This is a genomic window from Cupriavidus sp. 94F1 (assembly GCF_057798875.1).
Genome location: NZ_JBYOJT010000012.1, coordinates 95,561 through 111,234 on the forward strand (window position 1 = coordinate 95,561; position 15,674 = coordinate 111,234).

Genomic DNA, 15,674 nt, shown 5'->3' on the forward strand with positions numbered 1-15,674 from the left:
GCGGAAATCGTGGAGCCCTGGCGGGCATCCATCGCTCAGGTTGTACGTCCTTGGCGATGCAGTATTCCGGCAAACACGCCGCCCCGAAAATCATTTATTGTCATCGTGATAACGAAATGGCATCACCGGCACCATCACTGGCCACGTACCATCAGGACTAGTACCTACGCGGCGCATTCCGGTGTGCCATGCACGGCAATTGCGCAGGCGCGCACCATCGCAAGGCATCGGCGGCAAGCCGGTGGGGAGAAACCCTGATGAAGCTGCAACAACTGCGCGTGCTGCTGGCGGTGGCCCAGCACGGCAGCATCCACGAGGCTGCGCGTAGCCTGCATACCTCGCAGCCGGCGCTGTCGAAGGCCATTGCGGAGCTGGAGCGCGAACTGGGCGTGACGCTGATGTCGCGCTCGGTGCGGGGGGTGAGCCTGACGGCCTATGGGCTGGCGCTGGTACGGCGCGCCACGGTGGTGGAGCAGGAACTGCGGCACGCGCTGGAAGATATCGAGTCGATTCGCGGGCACGCCGAGGCGCAGCTGCATATCGGCTTTACCGCCGTGGCGTCGAGCGGCGCGCTGCCGGAGGCAATGGCCGCCTACCGGCAGAGTTATCCGAATGTGACGCTGCGCGCGCTGGAGTTACGTCCGCAGCAGATCCTGGAAGGGTTGCGCGAGGGGCGGCTCGATCTTGGCCTGATCTCGACCAACAGCGGCCCCGGTGGCGGCGGCATGCAGTGGGAGCCGCTGTTTTCGGTGGGCATGGGCCTGGCCGTGCGGCCCGGGCATCCGCTGCGCCGTGCGCGACGCCTGCGTGCGCTGCTCGATGCGGACTGGCTGACGCTCGACCCGCTGGACGATCCCGGCAGCCCCCTGGCAAGCCTGATGCGCCTGCACCGCCTGGACATGCCCAGGCGCATCGTGCAGAGCGCGTCGAACCTGCTGGGGCTGCAGCTGGCAACCAGGACCGACCTGATCAGCGTATGGTCGAACTACGTGTTCGACGGCACGGGGCCGCTGAAGCTGGACCCCGAGGCCCTGGTGCGCTTGCCGATTGCCGACGAGCTGCCCGACTTCCAGCTTTTTCTGGTCTATCGCTCCGAGGACCTGATGACGCACGCCTGCGCGCAATTCACGCGCGAGGTGCGGCATGCGGCCAAGCCGCGCCGCGCACGCTGAGTCAGGACGGGGCGCGCGGACGTGGCGGCCAAAGCCTACTTCTTCAGCAGTCTCAGCAGTTCGTGGGCGCCAGCTTCGGACGAAGCGGGGTTCTGGCCCGTGACCAGCTGACCATCGACCACGGCGTAGCTGCCCCAGTCATCGGTGCGCGAGAACTGCCCGCCGTTTGCCTTCAGTACGTCTTCCACCAGATACGGCACGACACTGGTCAGCTGCACGGCCTCTTCCTCGGTATTGGTGAAGCCCGTGACCTTGCGGCCCTTGACCAGCGGCTCGCCGTCGGCCCGCTTCACGTGGCGCAGCACCCCCGGTGCGTGGCACACCAGGGCCATGGGTTTGCCGGCGCGGTCGAAGGCTTCGATCAGCGCGATGGAGCGCTTGTCTTCGGTCAGGTCCCACAGCGGGCCGTGGCCGCCGGGATAGAAGACCGCGTCGAAGTCGTCGGCCTTGACCTGATCCAGCGTCAGCGTGGCTGCAAGCTGCTTCTGGGCGGCCGCGTCGCCCTGGAACCGGCGCGTGGCATCGGTCTTGAAGTCGGGTTCGTCGCTCTTGGGATCGATCGGCGGCTGGCCGCCCTTGGGTGTCGCCAGCGTGACGTCGACGCCGGCATCCTTGAACACGTAGTACGGTGCCGCGAATTCCTCGAGCCAGAAGCCGGTCTTCTTGCCCGTGTTGCCAAGCTGGTCATGCGAGGTGAGCACCATCAGGATCTTCATTGCCGTTCTCCGGGTTGGTTGGCGCCGCGGCCACGCACGCGCAGCGGCGTTGGCAACCATCGTAGGCAGCGCGCGGCAATTCCGAAAGCCCGACGTTTCCGGTTATCAGGGCGAGGGGTCGGCGTCGCGCTGCTTGCGTCCGGTAAGCATCGCGGCGATCAGGTTTTCGCGGCCCTTGAGGCTCATCGCGATGGCCGCCGCCACATGCAGCGCAATCAGGCCGAGCAGCGTATTCGACAGCCAGCGATGAATGTCGATGGGCCAGTCCTCGCCCCAGAACGGGTCGAGCCGCGACATCCAGCCTGTGACGGCCAGCGCCAGGATCAGCGCCCACATGGCCAGCATCGTCACGGCGCCCAGCGGGGTATGGCTGACGAAGCGCGGCGCGCGGCCGCGCATCAGTGCACGGCCATAGGCCAGTACGCCGGCGGGACGCGGCAACCAGGCCCGGAAGCGCGCATGCTCTGTGCCGACGAAGCCCCAGACGATGCGGAACAGCACCAGCCCGGCGGCCACGTAGCCCAGGATGCGGTGCAACGGGTCGCCGGAGTCGTCGATCAGGTCATAGCAGACGATGGCCGCCACGCTCCAGTGCGTGAAGCGGACGGCCACGTCCCAGACGCGAATCGTGTCGCGCGGATAAACGCGATCCGCCGGGGTGGCCATGCTTACTTCCCGATTTCCGATTTGACGACGTCCAGCGTCTTGGTATCGAAATAGATCTCGGCCTTCTTGCCGTCCTTCGTGGTGCCGTAGATTTCGTAGCAGTTGCCGTCGACCTTGAACTTCTTGATGTTGTAGCCCTGGGCCTCGATCTTGGCTTTCGCGTCGGCCTCGGGCATCCATTCGGACTTCGGATGCTTCTCGCATTTGGCGCCTGCGAACGCGGCAGTGGAAAACAGGCCGACAAAGGCTGCGGCGACGATCTTGTGCATGGCTCAACTCCTCGGACAAATAAGCCCATCTGGGCGGGGTGCAGGCATCGTAGAGCCTAATGAGATCGATTCTCAATATAGGTTTTCCCGATGCCCGTGGCCTGCCATCGCACACTCGCCGAAAATGTCACGTCGATGTCACGTTCTCGTAATATCCCTACATTGAACGTGGACTTCATCATTGTTCGTCTTGTGGGACAATCGCGGCCCATCGGGTAAGGGTTTTCCCGGTGCCGAGCTTCGAAAGGTTTCGCATGAAAACGATTGACTGGAAGGACTGGGAAATCTTCTGCCGCGTGGTGGAAGGGGGTGGCTTCACGCAAGGGGCCGAACTGGCCGAAGTTCCGAAGTCATCGGCAAGCGCCGCCGTGGCGCGGCTGGAAGGCCAGCTTGGCGTGCGACTGTTCGAGCGCACCACGCGCCGTGTACGCGTCACCCAGCGCGGCCAGCAGCTCTACGACCGCGTGGCGCCATTGTTCGGCGCGCTACGCGAGATCAGCGCCGAAGCGGCCTCGGTCAGCGCCGAAGTGAGCGGCTCGATCCGGATCGCCACGCCCTACGAGGTGGGTTCGCAGCATCTGTCGCCGACAGTGAACCGGTTGCTCAAGCAACACCCGTCGCTGCGCGTGCAACTGGACATGAACTGGGACCAGCCCGACCTCATCCGCCACGGCTACGACCTGGCCTTCGTGATGACCGATACGAGCCTGCATGACAGCTCGTTCGCCAGCAAGCGCGTGGTGCTGATCGAGCGCGCGTTCTACGCGGCGCCCTCGCTGATTCGCGAGCGCGGCCTGCCGCGCGCGCCGCAAGACCTGCAGGGCTGGCCGACCGTGGGCAACCTGGACGATTCGAACTGGGAATTCGTGCGCGATGGCGTGGAGACGTTTTCGCTGGATGTGGCACCGCGCATCTGCACGCACAACGCCGAGGTGCGGCTGAAGGCGGCGGTCGATGGCCTGGGCGTCACGCGCCTGTCGCCGCGCTTCGTCCACGAGCAACTGGTGCAGGGCCAGCTGGTGCGCGTGCTGCCCGGCTATTCGTCGTCGCCGCTCAAGGTGTATGTGCTGATGCCCGCGCGCAAGCTGATGCCGGCCAGCGTGCGCGCCTTCCTGAACGCGCTGGAAGAAACGCTGGGGGTGCCGGAGAACGCGCGCCGTCCCACTTCGCGCCTGGGAGCCACCTTGCTGCCGGACACCGCCGAGGCGCCGGACGGGGAAGACGCCGCGCCCACGATCCTGACGCTGGAGTGACCGGCCGGCGCGCGATTCAGTAAGGCTGGTCGCCGCTGCGCAGGTCGAAGCCGAGCGTGTCGGCAATCTCCAGCATTTCGTCGTCGTCCTCGCTGCGCGTGATCCAGCCTGCGTACGCGTCGCCGCCGGTATCCCAGTTCCACAGCGTGTAGCCGGCCACGCGCAGCTGGTCGGTGGCCAGCTCCATCAGCTCGGGCACGCTGGTGCCCTCCAGGAAATCCTCGTCCTCGGGGTCGTCGGTGCCCCAGTTGATCTCCAGGTCGATGCGCTCGCAAAGCTGGTTGAGACAGCCGATGAAGGATTCGACGTCCTTCCAGTCGACATGGAAGCCCGCTTCCCAGTCGATGATCTCCTTGATCTGGAAGAGCAGCATCTCGGCGTCGGCCTCGTCTTCCTCGGCGTCGTCCAGGGCTTCCTCGAACAGCGCCAGATGCCGCGTGGTCTGCTGGGTGTCTCCCAGATTGATCAGCGCAAACAGGCGGCTAACCGCGTCCTGCGCGTCGTCGTCCAGTTCTATTGCCATCTGTGGCTCCTTTGTGGTCCGGCTACGCCTGTCATGCGGCCACTTTCCCGATCTCGCGATGCCCCCGCGGCGTCACGCGCAATGCCCGTGACGCCTGGGTAGGCTCGATCCAGCCCTTCTCGAGCATGGTTTCCAGCAAGGCGGCACCCAGCGCGCCGCCCAGATGGGGCTTGCGCTCGCTCCAGTCGGGACAGGTGCAGGCGAACTGGCGGCGCTTGCGCCGCGTGGCGCCGAGGTCAATGCCCAACTGCGCCATGGCCTGCGTGCCGTCGCCGGTCAGGTCGATCCGCGTGCCGTCCACGGCCAGCCATCCCGCCTGCGACATTCGTTCGAACAGACCCACCGCAAGTTCCCCGGCCAGGTGGTCATAACAGGTGCGGGCCTGCCTGAGCGCCGGCGGCGTCCCGCGCGAAACGGGCACGGTCCGCATGCGTGGCGGCTGGCTGACCAGCGACGCCGTGGCCAGCGCCTCGATGGCCACGCCGATTTCCGGCGCGGCCAGACGGTAGTAGCGGTTGCGACCGCGCGATTCCACGGCCAGCAGGCCGCCATCGGACAGCCGTGCCAGATGGCCGCTGGTGGACGACGCCGACAGCCCGGCGATCAGCGCCAGCTCGCCCGCGGGCCGGGCACTGCCATCCATCAGCGCCCACAGCATCGCCGCGCGCCCGGGATCGGCAAGCAAGCCGGCCAGCTGGCTGATGCCTGGAGCGTATTCCATAGTTCATGCATGGGTGAAGGGACGGATGCAAGTATAGGCAATTCGTGGCGCAGCTGATCTCCGACAATTTTCGCCTTAAACGACATTTATCGTCTTAAATAACAATTATCGTCTTAAATATACAATTGCTGCCATAACAAATGTCTTCTTGAGGCCTAGGCTGTCGACAGCAAGGCCCAGCGCCGGGTCTGCCTGTAATTGGGGTACGGTGGCGCAGACGCCAAATTCCTGCTTCTCGCCCCGCCTTCATTGGTGAGTTACCGTCCGGCGAACGAAAGGATGGTTTTCCGACATGCAATCCACGACTGTAAAGTGCGATGGCGTGCGCTCCACAGTAGTCAATTCACAGCAGCCGCGCAGATCCGAAGGGCTGTCGGTGATCTACGGCCGACAGGCACCCGAGTAAGGAACTGCGATTGCTGTGTACTTTCGCCTTTAGACTACGCCCGAGAGGGTATCCAGTGGCCCGTGCGGATTCCAGGAATGAATCTGTTCGAGAATCCTCTGAAGGGGTGAAGGGGTGAAGGGCTGAAGGGGTTGTGCGCGCGGAATAAAGGTTGGGAGGGCGCTCCGGAAAAGACTGGGATAACGCCGGAAACCCAAGCTAGGACTGGCTTCCCAATCTTTAGGATCTCGTCCCTTGGACCGTCGGACGGCTTTGGGCTGACCTACGTTGCGCAGACATTGGCTGATCTTGTCGGGCAGAGGCTGCTCCCTCAGCGTCTACATTTTAGGTCAGATTTTTGGAGGCGTTAGAAGCCCACTACTCGGCAACGCTCCAGGTTTCCGGTCAGCCACTTTGGGCGTCTTCCCGCGCCCGCTCCAACTTTGACCCGTTTCCGGGTGAATGAAAAGCACGTGCGTCTTGAGTGAGTGTTTCGCTTTTCTAGACTGTTCACCGTGACATGGATAGCTGGTCGATCGTCGCTATCCAATAACTGCTTCAGATCTTCCGGTCCACGATCCACACTTCTCAGCAATCTGAGAATCTCCTCAATCGCAAGCGCTCGTTTGCGTTCAATCTCGTCTAGGACCTGCTCTCGGCGGCGTTTCAGCGCCGGATATTGGAGTCTCATTCGCATTGCCTCCCCACTGTTCGACTTGAAGAGCGGTCATTCCTTCCTTGACGTCCTTGGCTTGTGAGAGCCAGCGTGGGGCCGTTCGATGAACAGTTCCTGCAGCGACACCTCAAGAGCGACTGCAAGCAACACAAGGTTGTCGAGCGACACGTTTACGAGCATTCGTTCAACCTGGCTCACATATGTGCGATGAAGCTTGGCTTCATCCGCGAGCGCTTCTTGCGACCACTTTCGTTGAGCGCGTAGTGCTTTGATGTTGGCCGATAGGTTTGCGCGTGCCTGCTGTTGAAGCGCTTGAGTGTCGTGGTGAGTGTCGTGGGCCATATGGCCGAAAGCATCACCTTCCTCTGGGGTTAGAATCTACAGCCTATGAATCGACAGTTGTTGAATCTACAGAGTTTACATCTCATTCTTGTAAGCCTAAACTTGCTAAGTGGGACACTGCGTTGAGACAACGTGCGTCGCGGTCAAGGATCAATTTTCTGGGTTTCCTTGAGGTCAAGGGCTGCGCTACACGTATGCCTCGGTTGATCGGCTTAGTCGAGTGCCGCGGACGATGAGGCAGTGATCTCTAATTTTCTTGGAATGTCGTGGGGATCGGGATGTTGCGCGTCAGCGTTGAGCACTGGCCGGAAGGCAAAAAGGAGCGAAGCACTACTATAGCTTTCGCCGATATCAAGCGGACCCGAGCGGGAGATCTATCCGATTACGAGGTCGTTTTGTTTGAGGATGGGATGTGGCGGGGCGCGTTTGGGACAGTAGAGAACTATCCGCGTTGGTCCGCCAGCGTGTGGGATCTGGTTGCCCGGTCCCTAGCGAGCGCGTTGTCCGGCGCAGAAGAGTTGCCCAAGCGACCGACACCAGTTGTGGCGCCGACCCACCGATTTGAAGGCGTCAGCTTCGTCCATCTGCGAGAGATTCCGGAGCCGGCACGCAGGCATTTTGAGCGAAGCATCCAAGGCAAGGCGCGTCCTGTAATCAGCGGGTTATCGGACCCATACGCTTGTGCCTGGGACTGGTTTGACTTCATAAATGGATAACCTGTGGCGCGGATGGCGTCGGCGAGATTGCTGCCACAGGTGGAGGCGCGGCTGCCGATTATCGGGTCTATTTGAGGAAGGCCTCCTGCCCGACACGAGACAGGCGACATGCGACCCGTGGTGGTCGGCAAGCATCTGGGATCCGGTCGCCCGCTCTAATGTGCCGCGTTGTCGGGCGGCAAGGAACTGCCTCCGCGACCGGCCGTTCCAGATGTGCCGATCCTCCGGCCCAGTGCGTCCAGTATTCCCTATGTCCGCCTGCGGGAGATCCCGGAGCCGGCACGCACGTTCTTCGCCGACAACATCCGGTACTCCACGGTGCCGGGAATCTGCGAGGATCGCTTTCCGATGGGACTGCGCCTATGCGTGGAACTGGAAGGATCTCTTGAGTGGAGATCGCTAAGAAAACGAGGGCGACAGCAGTTGCGTCTCGATTGTCCAGCGTTCGATGCTACATAGGAGACGCAAGCATGCTTTGGGGTACCGGTTCTCTGGTCAGTAAGCCGACATTTCATCTGGGTGGCTGGAGCATCGTGCAGACAGATGCCGGTGGGGAACACTTGGTAGGCATCGATCTTGATACCGGTGCAGGGCAGGTCAGTAGCGCCATCATTCGGTTCGACGCCAGCACCATGCGGTGCCAAACGGCAAGTGGACGCATCTATGTCTTACATGAAACGTCCGGTCTCTCGGCCCGGGAAGCCTGGTATGTGTGGGAAGCCTGGTGTCAGGTCAACGGCGTCGAGAGTTGGACCGATGTCACCGCCCGCTATCCTCATGACGCCGCGTCGGCAGGGCGGCGTTCGGAAGCACCGTGACGCAAAGGAAACGCATGGTAAATGTCCAATCAACGACATTCGTGAGGCGCGTCACGTCTGGAGTGCGGATGATCGAAACGTTGACGCTTGGCTGCACCAGCGGGTGGGGACCCCGCTTATGATGCGTTGCGCGTCGATCTCTCCAGGGCGAAGTCGGCAGATCAACTTCGCGCATCAGTGGCAACGCGGCTCGCAGGATTGGCATCTAAGTCGACCCACGAGGACTGACGCGATAGCAAAACTGTGCATGCAGATTCTACCGCGACGCGCAACACGTTTGTCGCGGTGCACGGGCTGTCCCTCGGCAAGCACCGGATGTTCTGACACGAGGAGGAGCGATGGAAGCCCCAGCGATGAACATCGCCTCAGCGCGCAATCGTCGACGTGCTCGGCGGCGACACGCAAGGCGCCTGCGATTACGCGTCAATTACATTCTGCACGCAATTGCCGATGTGCGCGCCGACGTGATCGAAGTCTGGATTGCGGCAACGCGAGCAAATGGCGGGCGGCTGCCGGCAGGGTTAGTTCCAGACACGGCGTTGGCTGCCGTCGGGAGAGCGATCGTGTTGCCCTGGCGGCTTATCCCATCCGTGCCGATACGGGAAACCCGCCGAGTCACGCGCGCCATGAGTACGCAGGGTGCCATCGCACTCGGGAAAGAGATCGCTCAAAAAGAACTGGAAGTCCGAGACCATGCTCAGCAACTCGAGCACAAGGAGAGGGGGCTCCTACTAATGCTACGCGACGCGGAGCAGGGCCTCACTGATGCTCTTGAAGGCCGTGTGAGGTCTTTGGATGGGTTACGGGAGTCGATGAAGCGACGCTGACGGCTCGGTGAAGCGCTTGGCATCTGGACAATAAGCTGCGAACGATGTTGGAGATTTCTATGGAATCGCAGTGTGTTGACGGGGAAACCTCCCATACAGCGGGGAACACGACTCACTCGAGGGCGTTCGTCCTGTTGACGATCCTGTTCCTGGGTCAAGCGCAGATTGAGCAAGGAAAATTTACTGACATTGCCGACGTTTTCGCAGAACTCGATGAACTGGACCGGCAGGAAAGGAATTGTAGATGAAACCTGCAGAAAATTAACGCAGCAATGCATGGTGGCGAGTGTGCTGCAGGCGCCAGCATACCGGTCGACACCCACGTCGCAAAGAATGCCACTGGCGACCCGAGCATCATGGACGGAAATTTGCTGCCAGCAGGTCGCGGCGCACAATCGTTGTTAGGAGGAATGCGACCATGGCCACTCGTCGAAAGACCGCGCCGCTGGACACGGACGTCTATCAGGTTTGCGCGCAATCGTCACCCAAACTTAGCGCGTTGGCGCTTGAGCACGTCCGGTATTTCATCAGGGATGAGACACCGTGGTTGAAATTGTCGTTTGTGGATCAAAGTTTGCCGCCCGTGGTCATTGCAGTGTCGACGATTGCGGAACTCGCTGAGGCAAGCGTCAAGGATTTGCTCGCGCTGCAGCTGAGCCCGGCGGGCGACACCATCATTTCCGATTCGCTGGACGTCCATCTAAGCGTGGAGGGCCTGTTCCGAGATCTTACGTGCCCACGCGCCTAAAGCTTGCTCAGGGCGGTGGCCTTGTCGAGCCAGCGCCGAGTTCTTCGTTGGGCCAGCTCGTCGCTGAGGCCGAGTGACGAATCCAGCAGTACAAAGTGATCATCGTCATCGTCATCGCCATCAGCACTGTCACTGCAGGCGTGTTCGCCATAGATGGAATCATCGATGGCCAACCAACTCGCGAGCCGATGCTCGTGGGCGCATTATGGCGATCACAGTTCCATCTTGGATGGCGCCGAAGCGCGGTCTGACCGCCGCCATGGTATCCACAACACGTTGTGATAGCACAGGTGGCAGGTGCGCAATGACCACTTCGCGTGGAAGACTGTCCAACCAGGACGTGGTCGGGACAATCTCGACGTCTGGGTATGCGCTAAGGAGACCGGCAAGGATTGGCGCAAATCCGAAGGGCGAGCGTCCGGAATCCAGACTGATGCCGCCTTCCCGGTCGAGATAGGCACTACCAGCGTAAAGAGTACCGTCGAAATCAACAAATAGGGTAGGGCCGTGGCTCACAAAAGACTGTTGTCGTGGGACAGCCGCCGCCGGCGCTTCAGAAGGGGCGCCGATCGGCCAACACGATGGCCCGGGGCCGCAACATCTAAGCCATACTGTATGTCACGACCGACGCTCCCAGAGCGGTTGCGATATCAGCGTTTATCACAATACCTACGCGTGCGATGCTAAACGGTGGTGGAAAGTTTTGCTGCAACACGAGGATTGTGAGGTCAGGTTCAAGAGGGGACGGGAGGCGCGACCGAAAAATAAGCGTTCCGATTTGTTGCGGCGGGGAAAAGCTACGGGAGAATTGTCCTGCGCCGATTGGGCGCGTCTAAGGAACGTTTGATGATTGCACCAAAGACCGAAGCCAAACCATTGCCCCCGTTTGTCGTCCTTACCGTTGAGGTCAGAGGCGGCTCCCGATGCGAACTGAATTTCGTTGCAGCGTGTGTCGCGGAAAGGAAAGTGCTCGAATTGTCCGGCGTGGCCACATGGCGGGGCAAGGCAGACGATGATTGGCATTGTGTCATTGATCAGCAAAGCAGGACGAAGGTTGCTCAGGCAGCGAACCATGGCGCAGATCTACCGGCACTTATCCGTAGTTGCGAAGAGCAAATCGGCAACGTGATGTTGCATGAGGATCCGTTCCGCCCGGAATTGGTCAGGGGCATGTGCTATCGCTAGAAGATGTTGCAATTGTAGGTGGCAGGGTCATGGCAGTCTGGAGTTTGGAGACTCCAAATGGAGGGAACGTAGTCTGTTCCTTACCCCTGCTTGACGAGGTTGGTAGGAGATACGATCGCGATGGCATGACGCGGACGCTTCAGTGGATTCTTCGCAATGATGATCCGCTTGAGAGCCTCTTCCCCCGGCTGCTGGCGTCCGCAGAGGCAGAAGGTCAGCGGCTTTTGGACGAGAAGCGAAGCGACGGATCAAAAGTCGTTTCCTTTTTCCACTGATAGACGGCCAACGAGAGCTACCAACTGCTTAGGGGTGGCGGCAATTTCGTGGGGATCAGCGGGCGGCGGGAGGGGGGCAACCGGCTTGTCTCGCCGGTTTGCGCTGGTTGCAGTCCATCCCAGGCGGTGATTCGCTACTCGGTAAAGAAACCTGCGCTTTGATACGTTCACCTCGCTCGACTGCCTGAGCCTAGTGGTGACCATGCCGCAGGTGCTGATGGCGCGCAGCGACATGCAGGTGAAGAACGTCGACACAGCTGGTGGCCTACCTGAAGGCGCCTCCAGGAGACGGATCGGCCGGCACAGCATCGGCGTGTCACGAGAACAGCGCCCATTGTTGAGTAGAGCAGTGCCTGCGCAACTTGGCTCTTGTAACCAGAATGGGTAGCGGCCGGGATCTACGAAAGGGGTCTCATACCGGTCCCTAGACTGTGAAGCGAAGTTCCGTGGCGACCTTTCATAGCATCTGAGCGGTTTTGCATCAGTGAAGGGCGCTCTCGCTCTGCCGCCGACTCCGGCCGACCGTCCCTGACCGACCCTTCTGGGACACCCGGCGTTTGAGGTGGATTGTCCGCAGTGAACAAAACTCGGTCATTGACTTGGTGGACCTATGCTCCGAGCGCAAGGGGCAAGTGTACCTTTGCGGGCTTCCTGACTTGAGAAGCGTGACGGTAGTCCAAATGCGATTCACGGGGGCTAACCCAGGGATCTATCGACGGCGCAGACGCCTTCAGGGAGCGTTCTCAACGCCCCGGGGGACTGCGTGTTGACTGCTAGCGCGATCCGGTTCCTGCGTCGTGCCGCGAGGAAGCTCCAGCCTTCCGGGACCGTATCTCAGCGTAAGGCTCGATGCGCGCTGCCGATACCGGCTTGCCAATGAAATATCCTTGAACGGCATCGCAACCGAGCTCTTCGATGAGGGCGAATTGCGTTTCGGTCTCGATGCCCTCCGCGATCGTTTTCATGCCCAGCGCGCGCGCGAGTGCGACCATCGCTTCGACCATCGCGCGGGCCCGATGACAGGTCTCCTTACCCGTGATCTCTTGTACGAACGACTTGTCGATCTTGATGCGATCGACAGGCAGCCGTGTGAGGTATGCGAGGCTGGAGTAGCCGGTGCCGAAATCGTCGAGCGAAACCGTGACGCCGAGCCTTCGTACCTCTGAAAGCGCGCGCGACGCGGCGGCAAAGTCGCTCATGACGACAGTCTCAGTCACCTCGATATCCAGTGCGGAAGGGCATACGCCTGCCGCCTCGGCCGCCTCCGAAACCAGTGCGGCAAGATCGCAGTTCTGGATCGTCGTTGCCGAAAGATTGACGGCGACCTTGAACGGCATGCGGTTCGTCGCCTGCCATTTCGCTGCCTGGCGGAACGCGAGGCGAATTAGCCAGTCGCCCGTCGCCTCGTAAGCCGGCGATTCAAGTAGCACATCGAGGAAGTCGGCCGGCGTGAGCAGCCCAAGTTGCGGATGGTTCCATCGCAGGAGCGCCTCGGCTCCATAGACGCGGCCAGTATGCAGGTCGAGTTGAGGCTGGTAGTACAGTTCGAACTGGCGGGTGGCGCTGGCACGCTCCAGATCCGCGCGTAGCCGCCGGCGATGCGAGAGGCGCAGCGCATCCTCCTTGCCAAACGACCGCACTTGCGAGCCGCCCGCGCGCTTCGCGTGATACATCGCTATGTCCGCATTCCGCAGGAGCTCTCCCGCATTCGATGCCGAGACGGGGTAGCGCGCCACGCCGATGCTCGCGCCAACCGACGCCCGCACGGATGGCGTATGAATCGGCTCGCGCATGCGTATTGTGACGTCACGCGCGACGCGCGCGGCCTCCCCCTCGGGGGCGTCGACGAGAAACATGACGAATTCGTCGCCGCCGATGCGCGAGACATTTCCACCTTCCACAGACATGCCGGAAAGGCGCTGGCCGATGGCACGTAGCACTTCGTCGCCAATCGCGTGGCCATACGAGTCGTTGATATCCTTGAAGCGGTCAAGGTCGACGAAGAGCAGATCGACGGAAGCGGCCGCACCCTCGTCTACGAGACGGTTCAGGCGTAGCAGCAGTTCCCGCCGGTTGATGAGGCCGGTGAGCTCGTCATGTGTCGCCTGGCGCGACAAGCGGTCGGAGATCGCGCGCGCTTCAGTGACGTCGCGGACCAGCACGATGAGACCGTCGTCGCCGGGGAACGCCCGCACTTCAAACCAGGTACCGAGCGGGGCGTAGAAGTCGGTAGCACTGCTCGGCATACCCGTCTCGGCAGCCCGCCGATAGGCTGTCTCGTAGCTCGACCCGATGAGGTCAGGGTATTCGGCCCAGATATCGCGACCCAACAGATCCGTAGACCGACGCTTGAGCAGCCGCGCAGCGGTCTGGTTGATGTTCCGAAATTTCCACTCCCGGTCGAGCGCCATGACGCCGTCCGTGATGTGATCGAGTATTTGAAAGCTCTCCACGCCCAAGCCCCTTCCTTGATCGACCAGTGCGACGGCCTGATATGTCTGCGCTCACTGGCAGCGCATATCGTAAAGGGAAATTGGCATGTTGGCGAGCCGAGCCCTCTGCCTACCTGAGTCACGGCTCGCCGGCCCCAGGGGCAACTTCAGGACCGGACCCTAGGGAGTGCTTGCCGATTCCGAAATCCGGCCAACCAATGCTTGCGCTAAGGCGCCGGCTAGCTGGCGACGCCCATGAGCCGTCGGTTTCAGCGATCTTTTTTTGGCCCTATCAGCCCGGCAGCTTTGCCGCAAGAACGTCAACCTTTTCGATCGACGGCGGTTGGGCGAATAACTCTCCTGCTTTCTCCATGAGCGCGGCTGCGACTTTGCCGGAAAGGTGAGCTTGCCGCCCAGCCTCATCCGGAAACGCGTCAAAGATGCCAAAGGTCGATGGCCCCAACCGGATGCCGAACCACGCTGTAGTTGCTGGCTCTGCCTGAACCAGGGGAAGACCACTTAACAGAAAGTTCTCTACGTCTTTCTCCTTACCCGGCTTGGCTTCGAGGCGGACGAACAACGCCAGTTTGACCATGACATCACTCCTGTTGTTAAGCAGACATCACGTATGGGGCAAGGCGAACTTCCCCATCGGGCCTCTATCCGCCGCGGGCGTTATGCGGCTTTCTTGACGCTGCCGTGCGGATCGATCACGAACTTCTTCGGCGAGCCGTCGCTGAACGTCTTGTAGGCATCAGGCGCCTGTTCCAGCGGGATGATTTCGATGTTCAGCATGGCGCCAAGATAGGGCATACGGTCCCACAGGATCGCCATCATCAGGTCGCGGTTGTAGTGCATGATAGGAGCCTGCCCCGCCGTTAGTTTAGGCGACTTGATCCAGGCCTTTCCGAAAGCAATGGGAAGCTGGCCCTTCTTCGTCAGATCAGTGCGCGCTTTCGGGTCGGCATCGGTGTAGATGCCGGGGATGCCCATCGCCCCACCAGCCCGCACTACGTCGAAAAGCGTGTTGATGACCGCCTCGGAGTGTTCGCTGTTCGCTTCCGGGCCACTCCCGTGCGCCTCCAGCCCGACGCAATCCACGCCGCAATCCACTTCCCGCTTGCCCAGGATCGCTTCGATCTGGTCGGCCACCGGCGTGTCACTGGAGAGATCGACCACCTCGCAGCCATTATTCTTCACTAGGTCCAGCCTCGCCCGGTTGGTATCGGCCACGATAATGCAGGACGCGCCGATGAGGCGAGCTCCCGCCGCGGCGCACCGTCCGACCGGCCCGGCCCCGGCGATATAGACCGTCGAGCCGACCTTGGCCCCGGCCTCCATCAGACCATGGAAGCCGGTCGGCAGGATGTCCGATAGCAGCGTAAGATCCCGGATCTTCTCCATCGCCTGCTCCTTGTCCGGGAAAGGCAACAGGTTCCAGTCGGCGTAAGGGACCATGAGGTAGTCGGACTGGCCACCCTGCCAGCCGCCGAGGTTGAAGCCATAGGCGCCGCAATCGACGGCGTCATTGACGTTCATGCACACATCGGTGTGCCGTTCCTTGCAATTGCGGCAGCGCCCGCAAGAGACGTTGAACGGGACGGAGCATATGTCGCCCGTCCTGATGAACTCGACGTCAGGCCCGACCTCGATGACCTCTCCGGTCATCTCATGCCCCATTACCATGCCCTTGGGCGCCGCGAACCGGCCGCGGTAGATGTGTTGGTCGCTGCCGCAGATATTCGTTGTCACGATCTTCAGGATGGCGCCGTGATTGGCCTTTTTCCCTGTCGGCGTGACCAGCTTCGGATAGTCGAAAGTCTGCAACTCCATCTTCATTGGGCCCATGAATGTTATTACGCGATTGCCACCCGCAGCCATGATGTCTCCTTGTCGGGAATGTGAGATGACGATGAGATAAGACTAGGCTTGTCGCGGTTGCACTTCTTC

The 15,674-nt window shown here is 61.3% G+C and carries 17 protein-coding genes and 1 pseudogene; 6 read left to right on the top strand and 12 right to left on the bottom strand.

Annotation, left to right across the window (positions count from 1 at the left end):
- Nucleotides 1-257: 257 nt before the first annotated feature.
- Nucleotides 258-1,172 carry a LysR family transcriptional regulator gene (locus AC3FJ6_RS23220; RefSeq protein WP_153946994.1) on the top strand — a complete coding sequence of 305 codons (915 nt, stop codon included), beginning with the start codon at nt 258-260 and terminating at the stop codon, nt 1,170-1,172.
- A gap of 35 nt (nt 1,173-1,207) precedes the next feature.
- On the opposite strand, the gene AC3FJ6_RS23225 is transcribed toward AC3FJ6_RS23220, so the two are convergent.
- From AC3FJ6_RS23225 to AC3FJ6_RS23235, 3 genes are all read right to left on the bottom strand, one after another.
- A complete protein-coding gene (locus tag AC3FJ6_RS23225; protein WP_488773935.1) occupies nt 1,208-1,888 on the bottom strand; it encodes a type 1 glutamine amidotransferase domain-containing protein in 681 nt (226 codons plus the stop codon).
- Between the two features lie 105 nt (nt 1,889-1,993).
- Nucleotides 1,994-2,554 (bottom strand): cytochrome b/b6 domain-containing protein, encoded by a 561-nt coding sequence (locus AC3FJ6_RS23230; protein WP_488773936.1) that lies wholly within the window; start codon nt 2,552-2,554, stop codon nt 1,994-1,996.
- Nucleotides 2,555-2,556: 2 nt separating this feature from the next.
- Nucleotides 2,557-2,823 (bottom strand): PepSY domain-containing protein, encoded by a 267-nt coding sequence (locus AC3FJ6_RS23235; protein WP_488773937.1) that lies wholly within the window; start codon nt 2,821-2,823, stop codon nt 2,557-2,559.
- A 254-nt stretch (nt 2,824-3,077) separates the two neighbouring features.
- On the opposite strand from AC3FJ6_RS23235, the gene AC3FJ6_RS23240 reads away from it, so the two are divergent.
- Entirely contained in the window at nt 3,078-4,076 is a 999-nt protein-coding gene (locus AC3FJ6_RS23240) for a LysR family transcriptional regulator (protein WP_488773938.1), read from the top strand.
- A 16-nt stretch (nt 4,077-4,092) separates the two neighbouring features.
- Here the strand turns inward: AC3FJ6_RS23240 and AC3FJ6_RS23245 are convergent, their stop codons facing one another.
- The 4 genes from AC3FJ6_RS23245 to AC3FJ6_RS23260 form a co-directional block, all read right to left on the bottom strand.
- Complete coding sequence (locus tag AC3FJ6_RS23245) at nt 4,093-4,599, bottom strand: DUF6630 family protein (protein ID WP_400396325.1); 507 nt, start codon at nt 4,597-4,599, stop codon at nt 4,093-4,095.
- A gap of 31 nt (nt 4,600-4,630) precedes the next feature.
- Nucleotides 4,631-5,320: an ArsR/SmtB family transcription factor gene (locus AC3FJ6_RS23250; protein ID WP_488773939.1), complete on the bottom strand. Its 690-nt coding sequence runs from the start codon at nt 5,318-5,320 to the stop codon at nt 4,631-4,633.
- A 735-nt stretch (nt 5,321-6,055) separates the two neighbouring features.
- Nucleotides 6,056-6,178 carry an H-NS family nucleoid-associated regulatory protein gene (locus AC3FJ6_RS23255; protein ID WP_488773940.1) on the bottom strand — a complete coding sequence of 41 codons (123 nt, stop codon included), beginning with the start codon at nt 6,176-6,178 and terminating at the stop codon, nt 6,056-6,058.
- 254 nt (nt 6,179-6,432) lie between these two features.
- The gene (locus tag AC3FJ6_RS23260) at nt 6,433-6,723 is read right to left on the bottom strand and encodes a helix-turn-helix domain-containing protein (RefSeq protein WP_488773941.1); all 291 of its coding nucleotides are present in this window, start codon (nt 6,721-6,723) and stop codon (nt 6,433-6,435) included.
- A gap of 1,186 nt (nt 6,724-7,909) precedes the next feature.
- On the opposite strand from AC3FJ6_RS23260, the gene AC3FJ6_RS23265 reads away from it, so the two are divergent.
- A complete protein-coding gene (locus AC3FJ6_RS23265; RefSeq protein WP_488773942.1) occupies nt 7,910-8,257 on the top strand; it encodes a hypothetical protein in 348 nt (115 codons plus the stop codon).
- A 1,245-nt stretch (nt 8,258-9,502) separates the two neighbouring features.
- A complete protein-coding gene (locus AC3FJ6_RS23270) occupies nt 9,503-9,832 on the top strand; it encodes a DUF2442 domain-containing protein (RefSeq protein ID WP_488773943.1) in 330 nt (109 codons plus the stop codon).
- Here AC3FJ6_RS23270 and AC3FJ6_RS23275 read toward each other — a convergent pair.
- Nucleotides 9,829-10,005, bottom strand: a complete 177-nt coding sequence (locus AC3FJ6_RS23275) for a hypothetical protein (RefSeq protein ID WP_488773944.1) — start codon at nt 10,003-10,005, stop codon at nt 9,829-9,831. The genes AC3FJ6_RS23270 and AC3FJ6_RS23275 overlap by 4 nt on opposite strands.
- Between AC3FJ6_RS23275 and AC3FJ6_RS23280 the strand changes: the two genes are divergently transcribed.
- Entirely contained in the window at nt 9,928-10,083 is a 156-nt protein-coding gene (locus AC3FJ6_RS23280) for a hypothetical protein (protein WP_488773986.1), read from the top strand. The genes AC3FJ6_RS23275 and AC3FJ6_RS23280 overlap by 78 nt on opposite strands.
- Before the next feature lie 58 nt (nt 10,084-10,141).
- Here AC3FJ6_RS23280 and AC3FJ6_RS23285 read toward each other — a convergent pair.
- Nucleotides 10,142-10,348, bottom strand: a pseudogene (locus AC3FJ6_RS23285) (HAD domain-containing protein); the annotation flags it as partial.
- A 330-nt stretch (nt 10,349-10,678) separates the two neighbouring features.
- Here AC3FJ6_RS23285 and AC3FJ6_RS23290 point away from each other — a divergent pair.
- Nucleotides 10,679-11,017, top strand: coding sequence for a hypothetical protein (locus tag AC3FJ6_RS23290; protein WP_488773945.1), 339 nt, complete (start codon nt 10,679-10,681; stop codon nt 11,015-11,017).
- A 1,048-nt stretch (nt 11,018-12,065) separates the two neighbouring features.
- Here AC3FJ6_RS23290 and AC3FJ6_RS23295 read toward each other — a convergent pair.
- The 3 genes from AC3FJ6_RS23295 to AC3FJ6_RS23305 all read right to left on the bottom strand — a co-directional run bounded on the left by AC3FJ6_RS23295 (nt 12,066) and on the right by AC3FJ6_RS23305 (nt 15,605).
- On the bottom strand, nt 12,066-13,745 hold the full coding sequence (locus AC3FJ6_RS23295) for a putative bifunctional diguanylate cyclase/phosphodiesterase (RefSeq protein ID WP_488773946.1): 1,680 nt from the start codon (nt 13,743-13,745) through the stop codon (nt 12,066-12,068).
- Nucleotides 13,746-14,016: 271 nt separating this feature from the next.
- A complete protein-coding gene (locus AC3FJ6_RS23300) occupies nt 14,017-14,319 on the bottom strand; it encodes a putative quinol monooxygenase (protein ID WP_488773947.1) in 303 nt (100 codons plus the stop codon).
- Between the two features lie 80 nt (nt 14,320-14,399).
- A complete protein-coding gene (locus AC3FJ6_RS23305) occupies nt 14,400-15,605 on the bottom strand; it encodes an alcohol dehydrogenase catalytic domain-containing protein (protein ID WP_488773948.1) in 1,206 nt (401 codons plus the stop codon).
- Nucleotides 15,606-15,674: the final 69 nt, after the last annotated feature.

Bases quoted from the DNA above. Each gene is read 5' to 3' on its own strand.
- AC3FJ6_RS23220 (WP_153946994.1), top strand. From the start codon at position 258: ATGAAGCTGCAACAACTGCGCGTGCTGCTGGCGGTGGCCCAGCACGGC.
- AC3FJ6_RS23225 (WP_488773935.1), bottom strand. From the start codon at position 1,888: ATGAAGATCCTGATGGTGCTCACCTCGCATGACCAGCTTGGCAACACG.
- AC3FJ6_RS23230 (WP_488773936.1), bottom strand. From the start codon at position 2,554: ATGGCCACCCCGGCGGATCGCGTTTATCCGCGCGACACGATTCGCGTC.
- AC3FJ6_RS23235 (WP_488773937.1), bottom strand. From the start codon at position 2,823: ATGCACAAGATCGTCGCCGCAGCCTTTGTCGGCCTGTTTTCCACTGCC.
- AC3FJ6_RS23240 (WP_488773938.1), top strand. From the start codon at position 3,078: ATGAAAACGATTGACTGGAAGGACTGGGAAATCTTCTGCCGCGTGGTG.
- AC3FJ6_RS23245 (WP_400396325.1), bottom strand. From the start codon at position 4,599: ATGGCAATAGAACTGGACGACGACGCGCAGGACGCGGTTAGCCGCCTG.
- AC3FJ6_RS23250 (WP_488773939.1), bottom strand. From the start codon at position 5,320: ATGGAATACGCTCCAGGCATCAGCCAGCTGGCCGGCTTGCTTGCCGAT.
- AC3FJ6_RS23260 (WP_488773941.1), bottom strand. From the start codon at position 6,723: ATGGCCCACGACACTCACCACGACACTCAAGCGCTTCAACAGCAGGCA.
- AC3FJ6_RS23265 (WP_488773942.1), top strand. From the start codon at position 7,910: ATGCTTTGGGGTACCGGTTCTCTGGTCAGTAAGCCGACATTTCATCTG.
- AC3FJ6_RS23270 (WP_488773943.1), top strand. From the start codon at position 9,503: ATGGCCACTCGTCGAAAGACCGCGCCGCTGGACACGGACGTCTATCAG.
- AC3FJ6_RS23290 (WP_488773945.1), top strand. From the start codon at position 10,679: ATGATTGCACCAAAGACCGAAGCCAAACCATTGCCCCCGTTTGTCGTC.
- AC3FJ6_RS23300 (WP_488773947.1), bottom strand. From the start codon at position 14,319: ATGGTCAAACTGGCGTTGTTCGTCCGCCTCGAAGCCAAGCCGGGTAAG.
- AC3FJ6_RS23305 (WP_488773948.1), bottom strand. From the start codon at position 15,605: ATGGCTGCGGGTGGCAATCGCGTAATAACATTCATGGGCCCAATGAAG.